Origin of the sequence: Pontibacter akesuensis, assembly GCF_001611675.1 — a bacterium.
Taxonomy (GTDB): Bacteria; Bacteroidota; Bacteroidia; order Cytophagales; family Hymenobacteraceae; genus Pontibacter; species Pontibacter akesuensis.
Map to the genome: position 1 here is coordinate 4001172 of NZ_CP014766.1, position 20737 is coordinate 4021908.

Sequence of the window (20737 nt, forward strand, 5' to 3'; positions counted from 1 at the left end):
CCCACCAAAAGAGCCCCTGCCGGGGCGGGGACTCCTTCACTATGGGTACTGGAGTTAACGCGGCACCCCGCTGCGGGTTTCGTTTTGAACTTGCGGGAACCCTTCTGTTGCTTTCCAGCAAGTTCAAAACCAAGCAAAGGCGAAAGGAGTAGGACATAGGGGCAGGACTGCTTTGCCGTACCTTATACTTAACACCATCCCTATGACTGATATCTACACCTTCTCCAAAAAGGCTGCCATCACAGCATTTATTGCGCTGCTCATAGCGGCGGCGGCTTACCTGTTGACCCAGCACGGGCACTTCTTCCTGCTGGTGTTCTCCGGGGTCCTGATGGCTGCGATGTTCAGCGGCATGGCCGACTGGGTAGCGGCAAAGACAGGATGGAAGCGTTGGGTAGCGCTGTTGCTCTCGGTGCTGTTCTTCTTCGGTGCGCTGGTAGCCGCCTTCTGGCTCCTGGCCCCTACGGTGGGGGAGCAGGTGAGCCAGATGCGGGAGACGCTTCCGGAGTCAGTCGACAAGGCACGGGAGTGGCTCGGGGAGCGGGGCTGGGGGGAACGGGTGTTGGAGCGGGTGCCCCAGAGTGCGGAGGGCGTGCTTCCGGAGCGTTCCAGCCTCGTCTCAGGACTTGGCGGCGCCTTTTCCTCCACACTGGGGATACTGGCGGACCTGCTGATCGTCATCGTCACTTCCCTTTTCCTGGCCTCCAGCCCATCGCTCTACACGCAGGGGCTGGCCAGGCTTTTCCCGGTCCGCAACCGGTCAAGGGTGAAAGAGGTACTCGGCAAATGCTATGACACCCTAAGAAAGTGGCTGGTGGGGATGCTGTTGGCCATGGCCGTCATCGGGGTGAGCACCGCCGTCGGCTACAGCCTGATAGGCCTGCCGATGGCCTTTGCCCTGGCCTTCATTGCCTTCCTCTTTGCCTTTGTGCCCAATATTGGCCCTTGGATCGCTGGTATTCCGGCCGTCCTGATAGGGCTGATGGAGGGAGGTCAGATGGCGCTTTACGTCCTCCTTATCTACGGGGGCATACAAATGGTGGAGAGTTACGTGCTGACTCCTATCATTTTCAAGCGAACAGTGAACCTGCCCCCCGCCCTGCTGCTATTCTTTCAGGTGCTGCTGGGGCTGCTGCAGGGCGGGCTGGGACTGCTGCTGGCGGCGCCTATCCTGGCTGTGCTGCTGGTGCTCGTTGAGGAGCTGTACGTGAAGGACGTGCTGGAGGCCCAGCCGCTGGACGCGGGTGCTGCCGATAACCCAACGGTCATAAGGTAACGGCAACAGGAATCCATGACTGACATCGCATCCATTTTCCCCTCTGTTCCCCACAAATGGACCAAGCGACTCGCCCGCGTAGGCCTTGCTGCCAAAGGCGCCGTCTACTTCCTGCTGGGGGTGTTGGCTCTTATGGTGGCCTTCGGGCTTGGCAACGGCAGGGGTGTCAGCAGGAAACACGTCTTTCTCTTTATAGAGGAACTAGCCTTTGGTAGGCTCTTGGTGGGGCTCTTGGCCATCGGTCTTGCGAGCTACTGCGCCTGGAGGCTGCTGCAGGCCTGTGCTGACACGGAAGGAAAGGGGACTGACTGGAAAGGCATCCTGTACCGGTTGCGGTACGCGGCCAGCGGAACGTTTTATAGCCTACTTGCCTTTGGGGCCGGCAAGCTGGCTCTCGGCGGCGGCGGGTCCGGCATCAGACAGGCCGTGATCGGGCAGCTGCTGCAAAGGCCGCTAGGACTGCTGCTGGTGATAGGGGGTGGCTTGGTCGTCGCGCTAGCCGGTGTTTTCCAGATCTACCAGGGCCTTTCAGAGCATTATACCACCAAAGTGCGGGAGCAACAACTTAGTCCAGGGGTGGAGGAGACAATGATTAAAACCGGCAAGGTAGGCTATGTGGCCCGAGGGACTGTGTGGGGCATCGTCGGTTATCTGCTGCTGCGGGCTGCCTTTACGGCACAGCAGCGGCCAACCGGAGGGGCTTTCCAATTTCTAGAGAGTATGCCCTATGGGTCCTATCTTCTGGGGACCGTGGCCGTGGGCCTGATCTGTTACAGCTTTTTTGTTTTCATACAGGCAAGGTTCCGGTACAGCAGCAAGTAGGATGGTGCTGTTTTCCCAGATCATGCTCAATCTTAGTAGCCGATCATCCAAGTTCATACTCTTTGTTCAATGTTTAGCTTTATTTGATACAAAGCACCCTTACTCTTTTTATTGTTACTATTTCATGGATGATAACATTTACAAGCGTTTGATTAATATTGGTTGCTGTAGTAACACACAAACAGAAAAGAATTACTACCCGTAGACAATAAAGTAGTAAGTTTGACTTGAAGCTTACTATTCAATTGTTTACCACTTTACTAGACGTTTACAGCTATGAAAAAAGGCAAAGCAAAACTTTTGGCCATCGCAGGCACCATAATTTTGGTTTCTTCCTGTGGAACCCCTTCCGACTTGCGTCCTGAAGACAAGGTTTCGGTGGAGTATGTAGAACCCGGAACACGCAGCACTTATAATATCGGTAAAGTAAACGAAGTGCACCCACCCTCGGATGAGGGGGAGGTTATGCCTGACCGTGACTTAGGGGGCAACCACATGGTACAGCCTAATGACAGCATTAAAGAGACAACTGAAACCAACACAGTGTTAGGTACAACCAAAGAGTAAGCCTTCCTAAGGACCACATGTTGCTGCAAACCATTTAACGACAGGCGCTATTGTGCCAACAAATAAGCAGAGTGGTGACTTGAGCCAGCACTTCGTTAGCCGTCTGTGGAGAAAGGGAACGTTGTCTAAAATTCCATAAGTGAAGATTGTAATATGCGGGGAATAGGTGTATGTTAACTTAACAACTAATGCTGCCTTGTTGACAGGCGCTGTCCCAAGAGCGGCCATTTTCCCACTACAGGTTTTGAAGGTCATCCCCGGTATTGCTTCCGCTTGCTCCTGCTTGTTTTTGCTTGCCTATGCTTGTTATTGCTTGCTCTTGTCCCGGAAAAATGAGGGTTAAATGAGACGAATTGGGTGAGGGCTTAGCATAAGAGAAATTTCAATTACAGCCTCTAAAAACTAATATGGTACATTATATATAGGTAAAGTAGTCAGGGAATTTGCCTGGCTGCTTACAGCCTACATAAAAGACTAACAGGCTTTTTACCTGAGAAATATCTTGAATTTACTTCCTTCCCCTACCTTACTTTCAACTTCAATTTTCCCGTGGTTGCCCTCTACTAGTTTAGCAACCAGCCCCAAGCCTACTCCTGTCCCTTCCACTACAGTATCATTGTCCACTCTCTGGTACATTGAGAAAATCCGTTTCTTATCTTCCTCTTCTATGCCCATGCCATTGTCAGCCACCTCCAGCAGTGTGTACCCTTCGGTCAGAGACGTTTTGATGCTGATTTCAGGCTTTCTTTTTGGGGACTTATACTTGATGGCGTTTGTAATTAGGTTCTGCAGAATACTGCGGATATGCTTTGTCGGATACCTGACAAAGGGGGCCTCGGCATAGTCTTCATGGAAGACAGCCTGGGCGGTTTTAATATCATTGCTCAGTAAGAGCTTAATATCATCTACCACATCCTTGAAGGACTGGTAGGTGTAATGCTCACTCTCCTCTTGAGCGGCCCTGGCCATGTCGGTAATTACGACCTTGAACTTCAGGGCGGATTGGTGCATCAGCTCCACGATCTTTGAGATCCCGTCATCACTTACCTTGTTTTCAAGTTCACTCTTCAGCAGCAGGGAGAGTCCCTCTATGTTGTTGATGGGGGCCTTCAGGTCGTGCGAGGCAGTATAAGCGAAGTTGTTGAGATCGGCATTCATCCTCTTGAAATCTTCTATCTTACTCTGCAACTGGTCATGCAGCTTCTTTTTCTCAGACTGGTCCTGGGTTATCTTCACATAACCTACAAACTTTCCGCTGTCATCTGTAATCTTAGTCAGCACCACAAACGCCCAGAAAAGCTCCCCGCTTTTGGGCCTTCTCCAGTTCTCCGTCTCATACCGGCCTTTTTCTTTTGCTATTGCTATCTCCTTTTCAGGCAAATGTTTATCTCTCAGGAAACTGGGGAAAAGCATGCTGTAATTTTGGCCGATTACTTCTTCTGCTTTGTAGCCTTTCATAAGTTCACACCCAGGGTTCCATGTAAGAATTACCCCATCCTTGTCCAACATGTAGATAGCGAAGCCTTTGACTTTGGAAACTACATTGGGAAAATAGGACTCAAGAGGTTTATCTGCCTTTGCCATGCCGGTTGAATATTATATAGTGCGTTAATCAGGTGTGCTAATATACTTGCCTTACACAATTAGGTTAGAAGCCCATCGGTAGACCTTACTGGTGAGCTGTCTTTCTGCCGCCACTTGCTTAGGCGGTCAGGATCATTTCCTATAACTCATCGACTACCTCTTTCACTGATCCCCTCACATAGGAGAGGTCAATGGCCATCCGCTTGAAGGAGGCATCAAATACACTTCTGAAACTACCTGGCAGTGCGATCGGTTGCTCCAGGTTGCCCGTGGTTGCTGTCCGTTGCCCACGGTTGCTCTGCGTTGCTCTCGGTTGCCCTTGGTTGCTCCTGTCCCAGTTTTGTGGATGCAAACAGCTGCCCGAAACCGAAAACGGCTGTCGCACACCTGGTGCTGCCCCTTTCCGAAGCTGTTTCAAACGCTTTCCACCCGAAAGCAACAGAATGTTGCTACCTGTTGCCTGGAAAAAGGCCTATATAAAAGAAGGGCTCCCCGCCTGGAGAGCCCTTCTTTTATGATAAGTACTTAAATACTTTTCAACTTTTAGCCGTGTCTTTGTACGCTCGCGCTTTCGCCGTGGTTGCGCAAACAGCGGAAAAACAGTGCAATTTTCCGGACCCGCTCACTCATGCGGGCAAAAAGAAAAGGGCAGCCAGCGGCCGCCCCTTCGTCATGTAATTCACCTTAACAACTGTGGTCCTATCTTGGCTAAAAGTTGAAAACCACAGCAGCCATACACGCAATCGGCGGTAATGATTCCACGTTTTCCGGAATATTTGTCGCCTCCGCGGAGAATCATACGCTTTCGCTGGAGGAGTGCAATCCGCTGGCCCCCGGCAGGACTGGGAAGCGGTGTTGCTTCCTTGTTGCCAACCGTGTTGCTAGTGGCAACAAAGCATTGGCAACACCGGATTTTTGCGAGTACACATCTATTCCAAGACACTTAAATACTGCCCTGAAAACCCTTTTGGCGCAGTATAGCGTGTGAAAGAGGGGAAGCACCCGCATTTTATGCGCGTTGCCGGTCCTGTTGCCATTTTGTTGCTTTCCCGCGTTGCCGCCTGTTGCTACTACTCCGCCTGAGCGAGGTAGCGGTAGCAGGTGGCCCTGCCAATACCGTGGTGCAAACTCACGAAATCCACGCCCTGCCGCTGGAATATATAGACCAGGTCGATCTAATACTTTAACGCTAGGTCACAAGAGAGAAGAAAATTCTAAAAGGAAGCTCAAGCAGATGGCCGTGGATCTCAGCAAGAGCAGGGATCAATTCTTTAAACTGGGTATACATGCCGAGCTTACGTACCGCTGGCGCTCGGAGCACCTGGAAAAGCCGGAGGGCAGCATAACAGGCCACGGTAAGGTCAGACATATTGTAAACCGGAGTGCTAGCTAGCAGAAGATAAGTTACCATGATTCATCCTAATTTTTCTATATTGCCTTAGAAAGCAGACACTCCGCAATGCAGCACACAGTACTACGGCCGAAGCAGGCACTAAACAAGGCATACCTCCGTAACAAGACATCACGCACTGAGATGGAGCAGTTCAAGGAGGCGCTCAGCACCCTGCTCGACAGCATCGACTTGACCGAGAGCGAGGAGCACGTAAAGAACCACCTGCGCGACTTCCTGAAAGGCACGTTCTACGGAAAGCACGGCGTGAACACCAAAGGCAAGACGGACCTGGTGATACACACCGGCGCCAATACCAAGAGCCCTGCCGGCGTGCTGCTGGAGGTGAAGCGGCCTACTAACAAGGCCGACATGCCTACCCGCGAGAGCCTGAACTGTAAGGCCATGCACGAGCTGGTGCTGTATTACCTGCGCGAGCGGGTGGAGCACAAGAACAACGACCTCAAGCAGCTCGCCATCACCAGCGTGCACGAGTGGTTTGTGTTCGATGCCCTGGAGTTCGACCGCCTGTTTTACCGCAACGGCCAGCTGAGGCGGGATTTCACCGACTGGAGCCAGGGCAAGAAGTCCGGCAATAGCACCGACTTCTTCTACAAGGAGATAGCCGCGCCTTACATAGCCAAGCTGCAGGAGAGCATCACCTTCACACATTTCAACCTGAAGGATTACGAGAAGCCGCTGCGCAACAAGGACCTGAAGGACGACGTGAAGCTGGTGGCGCTGTACAAGCTGCTCTCGCCGGCGCACCTGCTCAAGGAATCCTTCACCAACGATGCCAACTCACTGGACCCCGGCTTTTACCTGGAGCTGCTGCACATCATCGGCCTGGAGGAGGTGAAGGAGGGTGGCCGTAAGCTGATCCAGCGCAAGGCAAAGCCCGACGGCGGCTCACTGCTGGAGGCTGCCTACCAGAAGCTAAAATCCGAGGATTTGATCAGCGGCCTGGATAACCCCTACAGCTACGGCAGCACCCGCGAGGAGCAGCTGTTCAGCGTGGCCCTGGAGCTGTGCATCACTTGGATGAACCGCATCCTGTTCCTGAAACTGCTGGAGGCGCAGCTGGCCAGCTACCACCACGGCGACAAGGCCTACGTGTTCATGCGCCACGATAACCTGAAGGAGTTTGACGATTTGAACGAGCTGTTCTTCGACGTGCTGGCGGAGCGGCCCGAGAACCGCAGCGCCAACGTGCGCCACAAGTATAGCCACATCCCGTACCTCAACTCTTCGCTGTTCGAGACCACGGCCCTGGAGAAACGCACGCTGCGTATCTCCAACCTGAAGGACAACAGCCGCCTGCCGCTTTACGCCAAGACCGTGCTGCGTGACGTGTCGGGCAAGCCGCTGATCAAAAGCCAGCCCGACATGCGCACGCTGGAGTACCTGCTGCGCTTTCTGGCCAGCTACGACTTTGGGGCCGAGGGCAAGGAGGAGATACAGGAGGAGAACAAGACGCTGATCACGGCCTCGGTGCTGGGGCTGATCTTCGAGAAGATAAACGGCTACCGCGACGGCTCCTTCTACACGCCCGGCTTCATCACCATGTACATGAGCCGCGAGGCTATTAGGCGGGCCGTGGCGCGGCGCTTTGCCGAGAAGTATGGCTGGGGATCTGGTTCGGATAAAAACGGACTCACGTTCGAATCCCTGCAGCTCCACATACACCAGAACTACAGCTTAGAAAACATAAGGGAGTACAACCAGCTCATCAACGGCATCCGGGTCTGCGACCCGGCCGTGGGCTCGGGGCACTACCTGGTGAGCGCCCTGAACGAGCTGATTGTGATAAAGCATGAGCTGAGACTGCTGCTGAGCCGGCAGGGAAAGCCGCTGCACTATGGAGGCATAGAGGTGGCTAACGACGAGCTGATCATAACCGACCTGCACGGCGATCCTTTCAGCTACACCGTGACTGACCATGCAGACGGGCACCGCACAGTAAACCCTCAGGTGCAGGAGCTGCAGGAGGCGCTTTTCCATGAGAAGCAGACCATCATCGAGAACTGCCTGTTCGGCGTGGACATCAACCCGAACTCGGTGAAGATATGCCGCCTGCGCCTCTGGATAGAGCTGCTCAAGAACGCCTACTACCAGCAGCAGGAAACAGGCAACTACACCCAGCTGCAGACGCTTCCCAACATCGACATTAACATAAAGCAGGGCAATTCGCTGCTGAGCCGCTACCCGCTCTCGGCCGACCTGCAGGAGGCATTCGGCAAGAAGGGCCACAGCCTGCAAGCCTACCGCGAGGCGGTGCTGAAGTACAAGCACACCAACTCCAAAGATGACAAGAAGCGGCTGGTGGCTTTCCTGGACGAGATTAAGCAGGGCTTCAGAACCTCTTTGTCTAACCGCGACCCGCTTCGCAAGGCTCTGTCCAAGATCAGGGGGGAGCTGGCCATGCTGGACAACAACATCGACCTGTTTGGCAACAAGTTTAAGAAAGAGGAGGACAGGGTTTGGGAGAAAAAGCGGTTGGTGAAGCTACTGGAGCAGAAGGAAAAAGAGGTGGAGGACATAGAGGCCAACGCCATGTTTCAGAACGCCTTTGAGTGGCGGTTTGAATTCCCGGAGGTGCTGGACGAGCAGGGTAGCTTTACTGGTTTTGATGTGGTGATCGGAAACCCGCCGTACATACGGCAGGAGGAGCTAGGCAGCTTTAAAGTATACTTGAAGAAGGCCTATAGCACCTTTGCTGGCACCGCCGACCTGTATGTTTACTTTGTGGAGCGTGGCATAGAGCTGCTGCGCGAGGGCGGGCAGTTCAGCTACATTTTGCCTAACAAATGGATGCGCGCCGGTTACGGACAGTCGCTGCGAACCTGGCTCCAAAACCATACGTTGGTGCAGCTGCTGGACTTCGGCGATCTGCCTGTGTTTGAGGAAGCCACCACATACCCGCTCATACTTGCCGTGGCAAAGTATAAACCTGAGGCTGGCTATACTTTTGAGGCCGCCACTATAAACACCCTAAAGTATGAGCAGGGGATGGAGGCATACGTGCAGCAACACAAGTATGAAGTGCAGGCCGACTTGCTGCCCGACTCCGGTTGGACACTCTCCGATAGCACCGCACAGCAACTGCTGGAGAAGCTGAAAAACACCGGCACGCCGCTTGGCGAGTATGTGGAGGGTAAAATTTACCGTGGCGTTCTGACTGGCCTTAATGAGGCTTTTGTAATTGATGAAGCCACCAAAGATCGCCTCATTGCTGAAGACTCGCGAAGTGCAGAAATCATAAAACCATTTCTGGCTGGCCGTGATGTGAAACGGTATCAGCCACCTAAGTCGGATAAACATCTTATACTTTTTCCTGCTGGATTCACGAAAAGTAAGATTGGTAACGCGAATGAACAAAAGGCTTGGGAGTGGATACAGCAGAACTATACTGCTGTAGCTCGATTTTTGGCCCCCTTTGCTGATAAGGCAAGAAAGCGTGCTGATAAAGGTAATTACTGGTGGGAATTGAGAGCCTGTGCATACTATGACGAGTTTGAGAAGCCAAAGATTCTTTTTCAGGAAATTGCCACTTTCAATGCTTTTGCTTGGGATGTATCAGGCGCTTATTCCAACAACAAGACTTTTATAGTTCCGGATGCTGATTTATACTTGCTTGGTCTGCTTAACTCTAAAGTAGTTTGGTACTTCATAAACCAGATTGCTTCAAAACTTCAGGGTGGAGCTTTAGCCATGCAAACACCTTATACTTTCCAAATTCCTATAGTTTCTGATGACGAAGAATCGAAAGTAAGTATAACGCAGCTGGTGGAGCAGATACTAAGTATAAAACAAGCCGATGCCGCTGCCGACACATCAAAACTGGAGGCTAAAATAGATGTGCTGGTGTACCGCCTCTACCACCTCACCTATGAGGAGGTGCTATTGGTAGACCCCGGCTTTGCCCTCAGCCGTGACCAATATGAGTTTGCTCCGGCCTTTGTGGCCAAAGTTTAGGTAACATGGCTGTGAAAAATCTATAAAATACCCAAGTAGCAGGGGCAATATGTCAGGGCAAGCTGCACCATTACATAGAAAGGGCTAAGAGCGCCGGCAAATATGCATGGCCGAAGGGTTTTGAGGAGGCCCTGTTCTTTACAGTTTTAAGCAATACACCACAAAAAAATATACAAGAACACCGTTATTTAAACGGTGGCCAGCAGGAAGTCGGCTATATCCAAACCCTCCTGCCTTTGCCGCTCGTTGGCAATCCGCTCCAAAAGGTCAGAAACCGTTAAGGAAACGATATTTTGTAGCTCCTGCGCTTTCTGGCGCCACTTCTCGTAACCTCCTAAATCCGGGAAGAGCGTGACGTCCCTGCCCTGGAGCACACTGCACCGCTCCGCCGTCAACATAAAGAGGCCGCCCAACGCCAGCCATATGTACCTTGGCAGCATCAATGAGCAGATAATGGCCGTCTTCTCGCTCTCCACCACGGCCACCGGCTTTTTGGGGAACTGCCGCAGCAGGTGCTCTCCGAACAGGCACTGCCTGAGGCAGTAATCCTCCTGCTTAAGATGCCGGTGCGCCCAATCGATGTGGTCATACGGCTTCTTGACCCTTTTGCCCGTAATCTTGTTGTAGAGCATGATCTTTCCCGTCCTGATTTTTCCCTGTTGGTCGATCTGCCAAAAAACCGTGGCCCCGGGCCACCTTTTGGAGGTGCCGATATGGTATAGCGAGACAAGTTTTTCGGCTGTTTCTACTCCTAGCTTGCTTATGAGATACTGCACAAAGTTATTCTGCCCGTAGTGCCTGCGGCTTTCCTGCAGCACCTCCAACGGCACGCAGGAGGGCTGTTGCGCTTTGTTGCTTTGCGCAGACAGCGAAGCAACAAAGTGTTGCCCGTTGTTGCCACTAGATGGTTTCTGGTGTTGCCGACCTCTGACAGCCATGTTGCTTTTTGGCAACCGGTCTGTTGCCCCGGTGTTGCCGCTCTCGGCAAGCCACGGGTTATCCTCATAGAACTGCCTCGGCGAGTAGCTATAGCCGCACTTGCTCTGCCTGTTGCAGCTCCCCACCGTCTCGTGCACGTAATTGCCCGTGTCGGTGTCTATGTAGCGCGTGAACTCCCTTTTCTTTCCGCAGCCGGGGCAAGCGTGGCGTGTGTTCCGGCCGCTGCCGTAGGGCTCAAGGATGTATCTGTACCGGCTCATTGCTTGTTTTCCTCTGCTTTGCCCGTTGCATTTCTTGCACTTTGTGCACTTTACTCCTGCAAAGTGCACAAAGTGCAAGAAATGCAATGTTGTTAAAGCTGCTTTTCATACTGCCCGTGGCTTACCTTGGTGAAGAGCGTCTTCTCCGACAGGAACTTCTTGAACGTCCGTTCAGGCATTCCGTGCCGCTCGGCCGCAAGCAGTCCCTCGGCCGTGGTGAAGTGCTGCGGCAGCTGCGCGTAAAGGTTTCGCTGCCCCTGGCTGTAGCGGTCGAGCGGGTCCTCGTTGCGCACGATGCGCTGCACCACCCTTGCCGTGGCGCGGAAGTACTCGGCCAGCAGTATGGCCCCCTCCACGGCCTTCAGCTCTATCGCCTCCTTCCCGTCCTCGTTGCAGGCCCAGGCCATCAGCTGCAACACCAGCGCGAAGCGGATGGCGTAGGACTCCAGCTTCGTGTAGACGCCCTGCAGTGCCTCGCTCTCGGCTGCGTTGCAGAGATCCGTGTTCACCGCCTGCCACTCCTGCAGCCTTGCCCAGGCGGCGGGGGAGAAGCGCAGCTGGCGCGGCACGGGCGTATCCCACTCGTCCTTCTCCAGCCTCAGGTCCGTCAGAAACGAGATGCACTTTTCCCAGTTGTAGGCGTGGGCCGCGTCGAGGGTGAGATCGCTCCACCTTTCCTTGCGTACCTGCTGGGGCATGGCGAAGAGGAACCTGTCTATAAAGCCGTTGTCGGACTTGCCGTCCCTGGCCAGCTGCAGCAGTACCCCATTCTGGATCGTTCCGACTATGGGGATGAAGGGCCGCTTGATGCGCAGCGAGATGCGCGAGAGGCGGTCCACGCTCACGGTCTTGCCGCTCCAGGCGCTGAGCCAGAACTCCACGTCGCCGCCACTTGTGTAGCGGTTGAGGTTCTTGATGAAGCCGGCCAGCTCGTCGGCCACCACGCACACGCCCCTGGGGTTGTGGCTGTGCGCCTCGGTCAAGGCCTCCTGGGTGAAGTCCGACACCAGGTTCTTGCTTAGCACCGGCTTCTCGATTTCCTCCGCCGCAGGATCACGCTGCTTGCGGCTCATGCCCTGCAGCATGTCGTACTCCTTCCGCTCCTGGGCGTAGCGGTGGTAGGACTCGTCGTCGCGCTTTGCCAGGGGTGCGAAGGCAAAGGTGAGCGGATGGCTCTTGTTCGAGCCGGGCGGGGCCACGAGCGCAGCGTACAGCACGGCGCCCTCCTGCCATCCCGGCATCACATAGGCCGTGTGCGTGTTGCCGATGGCCGTGGCCGCCGCAGTGAGCATGGAGGTGGCGATGAAGTCCAGCGGGAAGCGCAGGCTCTCGTTGGTGGCGCGGATGATCCGCTGCACGGCCTGCGGGAAGGCCTGCACCGGGAACGGGTTTGCCGCCGGGCTCTTAGCTTTTGATGCCGCGGGTGCGGGCTCCTTTCGCAGCTCCTCTAGGATAAGGTCCGCCTGCGTGAAATCGGGCGTCAGCGTGTCCGGCTGCGCCTGTGTGTCTTGTTGTGGTTGCTCCATTTGCATCGGTGTATTTGGGTGAACGATCGATGCAAAACAAGCGGGTTTTAGTCGGAAAAGCGTGCCGGTAACGGCATTGGTAATGACTTTGGTAATGAATAGGGGAGTGTAACCGCCTTATTTCCTTTTACTTGAGCCGGGCCTTTGTTTGATGCCGTCGAACTTGGGCCTGTAGGCGGTGGTGTACACGTCCGGGTACACAAAGCCGCGACTGGGCTTGACCAGCTGGCGAATCGTGTCACCTTTGGTATAGGCGGCGCTGATTGTCCTGTGCTCGATTTCCTTGATCCATCCCTTTCGCTTCAGCTCGATGTGCATTTCCGCCAGCTCCTTCTGTGTTCCGAGCCACTCAAATTTGTTTAACCCCAGTGCCGTCACGTCGAGCGGTACGTGCAAGCTCTCCGTTTCGCGCGTGTCCTCCTTCTCCCGTTGCGCAGTTTCGTTCAAAGCCGACTGGAAAAGCTCTGGGAATAGCCTGATGCCGATGGCCTCCACCGCATTGAAGTCCCGCAGCCCCGGCTCAACGTTGTCTATCTTCGCTGCCTCGAGCTGTATCTGCTCTTGTGTGAAGGCGGGCTCCAGCCTCCTCACCTGGCTTGTCAGGGTGTGGTACACTATAAGGAATTTGGCAACGGCGCTGTCACCTTCGGCAGTGCCTGCTGCTGTTTGGCTTTCCAGGCGCTGCACCCAGCGAAGCCAGTAGCGGAAGGCTTCCTCGCTCACGCGCTCCAGGTTTGCGATAGTGCCGTCTGCGTGGAGGGCGGCAAGCTTGAGCATCCCTGACAGGCTTACCTCCCTTGCCTTGGCGATGCCCGCCGAGGGCGCAGATCTTCTGTTAATAGAGAAAGCGCCCTCGAATACGGTGATGATCTCTTGCAGCCGAGGCGTTTTCTCAAAAGACTTCCTGAGCGCGCCAATGGACAGGAGCTGCAGGTAAAAGGCCAGGCCTTTGTGCCCGACCTCTTCCAGGCTTGTTCTCACTTGCTGCAGCGCGAAGCTTTCGTACCGCTTCTGAAGTGCCCAGAAGCGGCTGTCACTGTATGTCGGTGCTGTGTTGCTCATTGTTGCTACTTGTTGCTACTTGTTGCTGTTTGTTGCCAAATATACGGCTTCCGTTGCGGCTAAGGAAACGATGCCCTGGCCCGTCTCTGGCGCTTCGAAAAAAAATTCTAGGGCTGCCTTGTTTTACGGATGTCTATTATATTACCTTTGGGTAACAAACTAGATAAGCAATGAGCGTTGTAGACACCCTTCTTAAGTTCATCTCGCACCGGGACCTGCTCTGGGGCTCACAGGGGGATTTCCTGGCTTTCATGGCTCACTACCACAGCCGCCTTTTCACCGTGCGCGACACGCTGGTGACGCCCAAGCGCTTCCACGACTGGCTGCACGAGGGCCTGCTGCCGCTGGAAGTGCCCGAGGGGAAAAAGAATATGATGAGCCTGCCCGAGTTCGTCTGGGTGAAGCTCATTGATAAGCTGCGCCAGGTGGGAACGCCCCTGGATCACATCAGGGAGCTGAAGGGCTTCCTGTTTACAAAGGTGGACCCGCAGCACCTGAGGCAGGCGCTTTCGGAGCAGCAGGGGGCGAGGGCGGCGATGATGCGCCAGCTCGGCGGCCTAGGCCTCGGTAATGAGGAGCGCGAGGCGGTGGAGGATAGGCTGGAGGAGGGTGACTTCTTCTCCGTGCTGGAGGGCATCGGGCAGACGGTGCTGGACTCCCTGCTCATACGCCTGCTGCTGACCCCGGACGAGGCGGGCGTGATGCTCATGCCGAGCGGCTACTTCCGCGTGTGGCTGGAGAGCGCGGGCGAGCCCCGGATGAACCAGACCCATGTGTACCTGTCCATCTCCGAGGAGCTGAGTCTGTTTCGCAGCAACAGCCTGCGGGCGCAGAGCCCGGGGTCGCTCAACGATGTGTCGGACGAGGAGTGGCAGGTGGTGTGGGCCATCCGCGACAGGCGGGCCCGGGAGGTGACGGTGAGCTTCGTGGAGAAGGGCGAGCGGCGCCAGATAGACATTACCACCACCACCGACCACGTGTTCGACAAGGAGAAGGACGAGCAGGCCATTCAGCGGATCACGCAGGGCAAGTACCTGGACGTGCGCATCAAGACGCAGGACGGCAAGACCCTGTTCATCGAGCGCAAGAAGCGAAAGCGGGTGTAGAAAGCGCGTGAATGAAGCGCTGGACCACAAAAGCAGCCCAAGAACAAGCAGAAGCAAGCACCGGCAAGCAAAAGCAAGACAAGCCAAGCAAAAGCAATACAAAACAAGCAGGACCAATACAGAGCAAGCAGAAGCATAAGCACAGCAACCGGAAGCAACCAACAGCAACGCAGAGCAACCAAGAGCAACCGGAAGCAACGCTGGTCAAGCATAAGCAAGACAAAACAAGCAAAAGCAAGACTGCGTGCCAAGTAAACGGCACTGAAGACCTTAGGCCGATAGAGAGCAGGGCGGCCGTACCGGAAAAACCGGACGGCCGCGCTAACGGAAGAATCCGTGAACACTTCAACTATAACCAAACTAAAAGAGCATTCAGAGAAAAAGCAGCGCCCGAAGGGGCAGAAAAAGAAAAACAAACCGGCCGCTAACCCTCAAAAGCCTGGGGAAGCCGATCCGCAGGAGGAGGGCCTGTACGCGCAGGTAAGGCAGGACGAGGCGCTTCGGGCCTACCACACCGCAAGGCTCCTGGAAACACCCGGCTACGGGCACCTGGGCGAAGGCGGGGCAGGTGAGATGGTCGAGCAGATGCTCCGGCTCTCCACGCTCCTCTACGAGATGCTCCTGGAGGAAAGGAAGGAGGCAATCCATGAACGGTGAAAGCGGGAAAAGGCAGCGGGGCGGCAAGCAGGCATCAATAGTCAGGAAAAGCAACCGTGGGCAACCAACAGCAACCGGGAGCAACCAAGAGCAACAACAAGCAACGCAGGACAAGCAAAAGCAAGACAAAACAAGCAAAAGCAAGACAAAACAAGCAGGAGCAATACAGGTCAAGCAGGAGCAACGCACAGCAACCGAGGGCAACCATGAGCAACGCAGAGCAACCGGGAGCAACAAGAAGACGAAAAACGGCAACAAAACAGCAACAATGGGCAACAGCAAAGCAACAGGCAGGACGATGGCAAATAAGCAAAAGGCAACAAGCGGCAACACGCAGGCGGCAACAAAAGGCAACACGGACCTAAGCGTATTCGCCCGGCCGCAGCTGGCAGGCAAGAAGAAAAGCAAAGCGGCCGTAAGGGGAAAGGTGGCCGTGATCTACACCCGCGTCTCCACCAAGGAGCAGGCCGAGACGAACCAGAGCCTGGAGACGCAGCTGGAGCGCTGCCGCGGTTATGCCCAGCGCCACGGCTATGAAGTCGTGAACGAGTTCGGCGGCACCTACGAGAGCGCCAAGAACGATGAGCGCAAGCACTTCCAGCTGATGCTTGACTTCGTGAAGAAGAGCCGCCACAAGGTCGGCCACATCATCGTCTACTCCCACGACCGCTTCTCGCGCTCGGGCTCCAACGCCATCTACATCGCCGACCAGCTCGCGCAGCTGGGCATCTCGGTGGTGGCCGTCACCCAGCCGGTGGACACGATGACCGCCTCGGGCAAGCTGCAGCAGGGCATCCAGTTCCTCTTCTCCCAGTTCGACAACGACCAGCGGCGCGAGAAGTGCGTGACGGGCATGGAGGCCAAGGTGCGCAAGGGCTACCTGATGGGCAAGGCACCCATGGGCTACGACCAGCTGCGGGTGAACGGAGAGCAGGTGATAAAGCCGAACAAAGACGGGAAGCTCATCCGCCTGGCCTTCCAGCTCAAGGCCGAGCAGGGGCTAAGTAACACCGACATCATCAAGCGGCTGAAGGCGCAGGGCCTCTCGCTCTACAACCAGACGCTCACCAAGATCTTCAAGAACCCGTTCTACTGCGGCCTGATCACGCATGGCTTGCTGGACGAGGGCGAGGTGATCGTGGGAAGGCACGAGCCGCTTATATCGCGCGACGTTTTCCTAAGGGTGAACGGCCTGCAGGCGCAGAACGCCCACGGCTACACCCAGGTGAAGGAGGACGAGCAGCTGCCACTAAGACATCACGTCAAGTGCGGCAGCTGCCAAAAGCCGCTCACGGGCTACGAGATGAAGAAGAAGGGCATCCACTACTACAAGTGCAACACCAGGGGCTGCTGCCTCAACAGAAACGCCGGAAAGATGCACGAGCTGTACGGTGATCTGCTCAAAGAATACCAGATAGACCCCATGCTTTTGCCGCAGGTGCAGGAGATGATGTCGCAGGTGTTCAAGAAGCTGGGCCAGGACCATGAGCAGCAGGAAAAAAGACTGAAGCTGCAGCTATCGGAGTTGGAAAAGAAAAAGGATACGCTCGAGCGACGCTACGCCTACGGCGAGATCAACGGGGAAATATTCTCAAAATTCAGCGGTGAGCTGAAAGGGGAGATGGGGGAAATAGAGGTGAACATGGAAAAACTCTCCGGCCCCTTATCGAACCACAAAACGCTGCTGGGAAAAGGGCTTAAAATGATGCTAAGTCTCTCATCCACATGGGCTAAGGCTGAAGTGTCGCAAAGGAAGAGGCTGCAGGCGTTGGTGTTCCCGGACGGGGTGGAATATGAGCGCGAAAAGCAGGCTTATCGAACCACCCGCGTCAACTCCTTTTTCGGCCTTGCCGCGGAGATTTCACAGGAAATGGGGCAAAAAGAAAGAGGGAAAAGCGATCCTGAAAATCACTTTTCCCTCCTGGTAGCCCGTAGGGGAATCGAACCCCTGTTACTAGAATGAAAATCTAGCGTCCTAACCCCTAGACGAACGGGCCGTTCTGTCTGATTGTGGTGCAAATATAGAGGGGGCATTTTACTTGTGCAACAGCGCAGGTAAAAAAAATATGGCTGTAGCTTAAAACGGCTGATTTACAGCCGCATAATTTTTTACTTCTCGAAGGTTATTACGCTGTAAAGTTCTGGCTCCAGAAATGGGCCGCCTGGATGGGAGGCAGTATAATCGAAATTAATCCAAAGGTCGTCTCCTGTTTCATGGAAATGGATTTTACCCCCAGCCACCTCATCTGGAAAGAGCGTACGCACCGCATAACTCACTTGCTCCAGGTCATCTACAGATCCCATTTTCACCTCGGTGTACATGTGGGTCGGCGATATCACCACGCGGGCCTCGCCTCCGATGGCCATTACTGATGAAGCCATTAAGATAGCGTAGTCGTCACAGTCGCCGGCAAGCAGGCTCATACTTTCAGTAGGAGGAGAGTAGTAGTCCATGCCGAGCGGGTCGTTTACATATTTCCAATTAAGGCGAATGTGCTTGAAAAGCGAAAAGTAGCGGGTAAGTTTACCGAACTTGCGGTAGTACTCGTCATGAAAGTAGCGTGTGGAGTTCTCAACGGCGAAAGCCCGGACCTGAGGGTGCGTGGGTTGCATGGCGCTTTTCACGCGTTGGTTCTGAAAATAGGTGCCGCGCACAGGCTTGAAATAAGAAACCTTATGCGGGTTACTCGTCATGTTCACCATCATGGCATTGTAATCATCGTAAATGCCATCAAACGTCTGGTCTTCAAACGTGCTGTTAAACCAGAACATGCCCAGGATGCCGAAGAACATGACAACAATAAGCTTGCGGCTATACTTGGTTACAACTACAGAGATTGCAGCTGCCAGCATCAGGCACAGCAGGAAGTGCAGCTCATACTCCATCGAATTGTAAGGGTGAATGTAGAAGCTGAGCAGCACGGCCATTGGGAACACAATGATGATTTGAATGAACCGCACGGTGAACTTCAAAAAATTATGTCGTAGAAACTGCGTCATTCGGGTACTTCTTTAGCTAGTGTGCAATGTGCATCCAGCACGAACGGATATGCTTTTGGTACTGGAGGCCTTTCCTGTAATGATAACGCAAAATTCACGCCTTTTCGCTCCATCAAGTAAAGGTTTTTCCGAATATTTTTTGTTTCACCCAAGTTAAGGCATCCGACCAACTTTTTCAATAGCCTTGCCTTCTGAAGGTTAGCCTCTTTTTGCGAAGGGAGTATCAGGTAAGCACTAGAGGAAAGAGGCTTTCGAGCGTTGTGAAGCCTTTTATCTTAAAAAGAGGAGGAGTGGGGGATGGAAATAACTAAGCCAATAAAAAACTCGCCCACATGAACCTGAGCAAGGTTCTATGCGGGCGAGTCATACTTGTGCCTGCCGCTTCCTACTGGTACTGAATGTACAGTGGCGACGGTGTGAGTGCGGCGATTTCCTCAGGCGTCATCAGGCGCGAGTTGTTCTTCAGGTCGTTTTTGTAAAACACCTTGAAGCCCGTGAACTGTACCGGCTCATTCTTGATATACCTGCGGTACGTGTCTTTTTTCAATGCGGGAGGTCCCCAGCCGTCCATGTGCATGACCACCTGCACTTCCGGCCTTAGCGTGATGTTTTCGCTGTTAGTGATCATGCCTTGGGTAAAGCGGTGCACGATAAGTAGCTTGGGCGGCAACTGGTGTTCCTTCACCAGGCTGGCCAGGTAGCCAGTGGCATAGTCAATGTCCTTGGCATCGAAAGTGCCGATCTTGCGCCCGGGAACGCTGCCGTTCTTCATCGAGAATTCAGCATCTATCCCTAAGTGCACGTGGGGCAGCAGCAGGTATTTCTCCAGTGCCGGCAGCTCTTCCTGCAGGGTGCTATGGCCTACCTGCACATCCAGGAACACGATCGCATCGCGCTTTTTGGCCATAGCCAGCACATCATCAATCATTTTATCAGTCATGCGCAGCCTATACTTGCCTCCAGCGCTCGGGTGGCCCTGGGCTGTTACAACAATGGCATGCAGTGCCGGTTGCACGGGGAGGTTGGGGTCTACTTTGTTCCAGTTGGCTACCTCCTCATCCAGCCGGGCCAGCATCTGGTCTACTGGCAGCTCGCCAAGTATACCCATGCGTTTTGAGAGCGGGTTTCCGTAATACGCCACAATGCGCTTGCCCGGAAGGATGGCCCCAGCCAAAGGGGCAGGCCCTGGGTATTCGGGGGCAGCGGTGGTATCAGGGGATACAATAGCTCCTGCAGTATCAGGGGGGGCAGCGGCTACGGGCGTGGAGTCCGGTTGCGCCACAGCGGGCGCTTCTGCCTTGGCAGTGGGAGTAGTGCTTGGGGCTTCCTGATTACAGGCACTTGAAAAGACCAGGCTGCAAAGTATAGCAGTGGCCCAGGTAGTATGCTTTTTCAAAAAAAGTTAAGCTTAAGGTGAAAGTGTTTGGTTGTTGAATCCGCCAGCAATGCCGTTAACTGGCGCAGCAAACAGGCTACCAGAACCCGGCAAAATAACAAGCTCAAGATAAGCATATTTCAGACCTGTACCTTACACCTCGAAAAAATCTTAGCGAAAATCTCAGGTGTGGGTGTAATGGCGCTTTAACCACTGGCTCAGCCCTGTAAGACCTGGGAAAAGTACGCGCTCCGTAATATTCGCCTGGTCCAGTTTGTCGCGCACCTCCCACTTAAGTTCCTTTGGGATAATCACGCGGTAGTACAGCTCAGGGTGCTGCCCCAGCCACTGGGTTAGGTCCGCTTTGGCGTGCGACATCATAGAGAAGAGCGCGTACTGGTGCATGATGCGGGCATCGAGCGTGGGAGGCTCCAGAAACACCACAAATTCATCCTCCTGCAAACTTTGTAGTTCTGAAAGCGAGGAGCAAACAGGCTCCAGCACCTCCGGCGTAAATACATTGGAGCCTTCCTTGGTCAACGCGTCCTTCATGGGTTTCGGCAGTTCCTCCTTTGCTTTCACGTAATTGATACACCACACAGCCCCGTCTTCGTGGTACCTGTTCAGGTCCGCTGTGGCAAAGTGCAGCGCTACGTACGGAGAGTATGTCCAGTCGAGGAGGCGGGTGGGCAGGCCATGGTGCTGCGCTACGGCCAGCCAGTTCCACACCGAGTTAACGGGGGTGGCGTTGCTGTGAGCGTATTTTTTGAAATTACGGAGTATGTGCGGCTCAAATTCATCGTAGCGGCTGCCAATCCGCGAAATGCTGGTATCCAGCCAGTACTCTTTACAACAGGCCCCCCTGAACACATACGATGACCTGAAGCGTCCGATCTCGCTGTTCCAGCTGTGTTGAAACAGCACTTCCTGTAAGTGCAGCCAGCTCTCGGCGATGATGTCGTTCTCTTTTCTCATGTGCTGTTATTGCTGTTCGTGACTATGAGAGGCTTGTGATTACTAAACTGACTTACATGCAGCAGGAAATTTTTGTTGTTCCTCTACCTGCTTTTAGGTGTTTATCCATCCTCAAATCTGTAGTTATAACAAACCAGGCAACCTATAAAAGGTGCTTTGTAGTGCCGGAACAGGTTAAAACGTTAAATTTCTAAAAGCTATTATGTAATTATTTAGATAAACA

General features: G+C 54.1%; 15 protein-coding genes, 1 tRNA gene and 1 pseudogene. 7 read left to right on the top strand and 10 right to left on the bottom strand.

The features are described 5' to 3' along the window. Window positions 1-202 precede the first annotated feature (202 nt). The 3 genes from A0W33_RS16900 to A0W33_RS16910 all read left to right on the top strand — a co-directional run bounded on the left by A0W33_RS16900 (window position 203) and on the right by A0W33_RS16910 (window position 2665). Window positions 203-1276 (top strand): AI-2E family transporter, encoded by a 1074-nt coding sequence (locus tag A0W33_RS16900; RefSeq protein ID WP_068839268.1) that lies wholly within the window; start codon window positions 203-205, stop codon window positions 1274-1276. Window positions 1277-1291: 15 nt separating this feature from the next. Then, window positions 1292-2098 (top strand): DUF1206 domain-containing protein, encoded by an 807-nt coding sequence (locus tag A0W33_RS16905; protein ID WP_068839269.1) that lies wholly within the window; start codon window positions 1292-1294, stop codon window positions 2096-2098. 276 nt (window positions 2099-2374) lie between these two features. Beyond that, entirely contained in the window at window positions 2375-2665 is a 291-nt protein-coding gene (locus A0W33_RS16910; RefSeq protein ID WP_068839270.1) for a hypothetical protein, read from the top strand. 486 nt (window positions 2666-3151) lie between these two features. Here A0W33_RS16910 and A0W33_RS16915 read toward each other — a convergent pair whose 3' ends face one another. Continuing rightward, a complete protein-coding gene (locus A0W33_RS16915) occupies window positions 3152-4249 on the bottom strand; it encodes a sensor histidine kinase (RefSeq protein WP_068839271.1) in 1098 nt (365 codons plus the stop codon). A 139-nt stretch (window positions 4250-4388) separates the two neighbouring features. Beyond that, window positions 4389-4601 (bottom strand): hypothetical protein, encoded by a 213-nt coding sequence (locus A0W33_RS20980; protein WP_157578076.1) that lies wholly within the window; start codon window positions 4599-4601, stop codon window positions 4389-4391. 1107 nt (window positions 4602-5708) lie between these two features. Here A0W33_RS20980 and A0W33_RS16925 point away from each other — a divergent pair. Then, the gene (locus tag A0W33_RS16925) at window positions 5709-9614 is read left to right on the top strand and encodes a class I SAM-dependent DNA methyltransferase (protein ID WP_068839273.1); all 3906 of its coding nucleotides are present in this window, start codon (window positions 5709-5711) and stop codon (window positions 9612-9614) included. 188 nt (window positions 9615-9802) lie between these two features. Here the strand turns inward: A0W33_RS16925 and A0W33_RS16930 are convergent, their stop codons facing one another. The 3 genes from A0W33_RS16930 to A0W33_RS16940 form a co-directional block, all read right to left on the bottom strand. Next, window positions 9803-10813: a DUF6371 domain-containing protein gene (locus tag A0W33_RS16930; RefSeq protein WP_068839274.1), complete on the bottom strand. Its 1011-nt coding sequence runs from the start codon at window positions 10811-10813 to the stop codon at window positions 9803-9805. Between the two features lie 92 nt (window positions 10814-10905). Next, window positions 10906-12339 carry a DUF3987 domain-containing protein gene (locus A0W33_RS16935; protein ID WP_172798134.1) on the bottom strand — a complete coding sequence of 478 codons (1434 nt, stop codon included), beginning with the start codon at window positions 12337-12339 and terminating at the stop codon, window positions 10906-10908. A gap of 117 nt (window positions 12340-12456) precedes the next feature. After that, on the bottom strand, window positions 12457-13401 hold the full coding sequence (locus A0W33_RS16940; RefSeq protein WP_068839275.1) for a hypothetical protein: 945 nt from the start codon (window positions 13399-13401) through the stop codon (window positions 12457-12459). A gap of 170 nt (window positions 13402-13571) precedes the next feature. Between A0W33_RS16940 and A0W33_RS16945 the strand changes: the two genes are divergently transcribed. The 3 genes and pseudogenes from A0W33_RS16945 to A0W33_RS21340 all read left to right on the top strand — a co-directional run. Further along, complete coding sequence (locus A0W33_RS16945) at window positions 13572-14507, top strand: hypothetical protein (RefSeq protein WP_068839276.1); 936 nt, start codon at window positions 13572-13574, stop codon at window positions 14505-14507. A gap of 336 nt (window positions 14508-14843) precedes the next feature. Then, window positions 14844-15164 (top strand): hypothetical protein, encoded by a 321-nt coding sequence (locus A0W33_RS20985; RefSeq protein WP_139237073.1) that lies wholly within the window; start codon window positions 14844-14846, stop codon window positions 15162-15164. Between the two features lie 298 nt (window positions 15165-15462). Continuing rightward, window positions 15463-16353, top strand: a pseudogene (locus A0W33_RS21340) (recombinase family protein); the annotation flags it as partial. 60 nt (window positions 16354-16413) lie between these two features. Here the strand turns inward: A0W33_RS21340 and A0W33_RS21225 are convergent. From A0W33_RS21225 to A0W33_RS16980, 5 genes are all read right to left on the bottom strand, one after another. Continuing rightward, window positions 16414-16650, bottom strand: coding sequence for a hypothetical protein (locus A0W33_RS21225; protein WP_068839279.1), 237 nt, complete (start codon window positions 16648-16650; stop codon window positions 16414-16416). Between the two features lie 436 nt (window positions 16651-17086). Continuing rightward, window positions 17087-17161 (bottom strand) — tRNA-Glu (locus A0W33_RS16965). 112 nt (window positions 17162-17273) lie between these two features. Continuing rightward, on the bottom strand, window positions 17274-18164 hold the full coding sequence (locus A0W33_RS16970; RefSeq protein WP_068839280.1) for a UbiA prenyltransferase family protein: 891 nt from the start codon (window positions 18162-18164) through the stop codon (window positions 17274-17276). Window positions 18165-18549: 385 nt separating this feature from the next. Continuing rightward, complete coding sequence (locus A0W33_RS16975; RefSeq protein ID WP_068839281.1) at window positions 18550-19560, bottom strand: hypothetical protein; 1011 nt, start codon at window positions 19558-19560, stop codon at window positions 18550-18552. 162 nt (window positions 19561-19722) lie between these two features. Then, a complete protein-coding gene (locus tag A0W33_RS16980) occupies window positions 19723-20514 on the bottom strand; it encodes an FRG domain-containing protein (RefSeq protein WP_068839282.1) in 792 nt (263 codons plus the stop codon). Between the last annotated feature and the right edge of the window lie 223 nt (window positions 20515-20737).

What these genes read in the sequence shown, in the direction of transcription:
- A0W33_RS16905 (WP_068839269.1), top strand. Translation starts at nt 1,292, where the DNA reads ATGACTGACATCGCATCCATTTTCCCCTCTGTTCCCCACAAATGGACC.
- A0W33_RS16930 (WP_068839274.1), bottom strand. Translation starts at nt 10,813, where the DNA reads ATGAGCCGGTACAGATACATCCTTGAGCCCTACGGCAGCGGCCGGAAC.
- A0W33_RS21225 (WP_068839279.1), bottom strand. Translation starts at nt 16,650, where the DNA reads ATGGTCCTGGCCCAGCTTCTTGAACACCTGCGACATCATCTCCTGCAC.
- A0W33_RS16925 (WP_068839273.1), top strand. Translation starts at nt 5,709, where the DNA reads ATGCAGCACACAGTACTACGGCCGAAGCAGGCACTAAACAAGGCATAC.
- A0W33_RS16970 (WP_068839280.1), bottom strand. Translation starts at nt 18,164, where the DNA reads ATGACGCAGTTTCTACGACATAATTTTTTGAAGTTCACCGTGCGGTTC.
- A0W33_RS16915 (WP_068839271.1), bottom strand. Translation starts at nt 4,249, where the DNA reads ATGGCAAAGGCAGATAAACCTCTTGAGTCCTATTTTCCCAATGTAGTT.
- A0W33_RS16910 (WP_068839270.1), top strand. Translation starts at nt 2,375, where the DNA reads ATGAAAAAAGGCAAAGCAAAACTTTTGGCCATCGCAGGCACCATAATT.
- A0W33_RS16900 (WP_068839268.1), top strand. Translation starts at nt 203, where the DNA reads ATGACTGATATCTACACCTTCTCCAAAAAGGCTGCCATCACAGCATTT.
- A0W33_RS16945 (WP_068839276.1), top strand. Translation starts at nt 13,572, where the DNA reads ATGAGCGTTGTAGACACCCTTCTTAAGTTCATCTCGCACCGGGACCTG.
- A0W33_RS16935 (WP_172798134.1), bottom strand. Translation starts at nt 12,339, where the DNA reads ATGGAGCAACCACAACAAGACACACAGGCGCAGCCGGACACGCTGACG.
- A0W33_RS16940 (WP_068839275.1), bottom strand. Translation starts at nt 13,401, where the DNA reads ATGAGCAACACAGCACCGACATACAGTGACAGCCGCTTCTGGGCACTT.
- A0W33_RS16980 (WP_068839282.1), bottom strand. Translation starts at nt 20,514, where the DNA reads ATGAGAAAAGAGAACGACATCATCGCCGAGAGCTGGCTGCACTTACAG.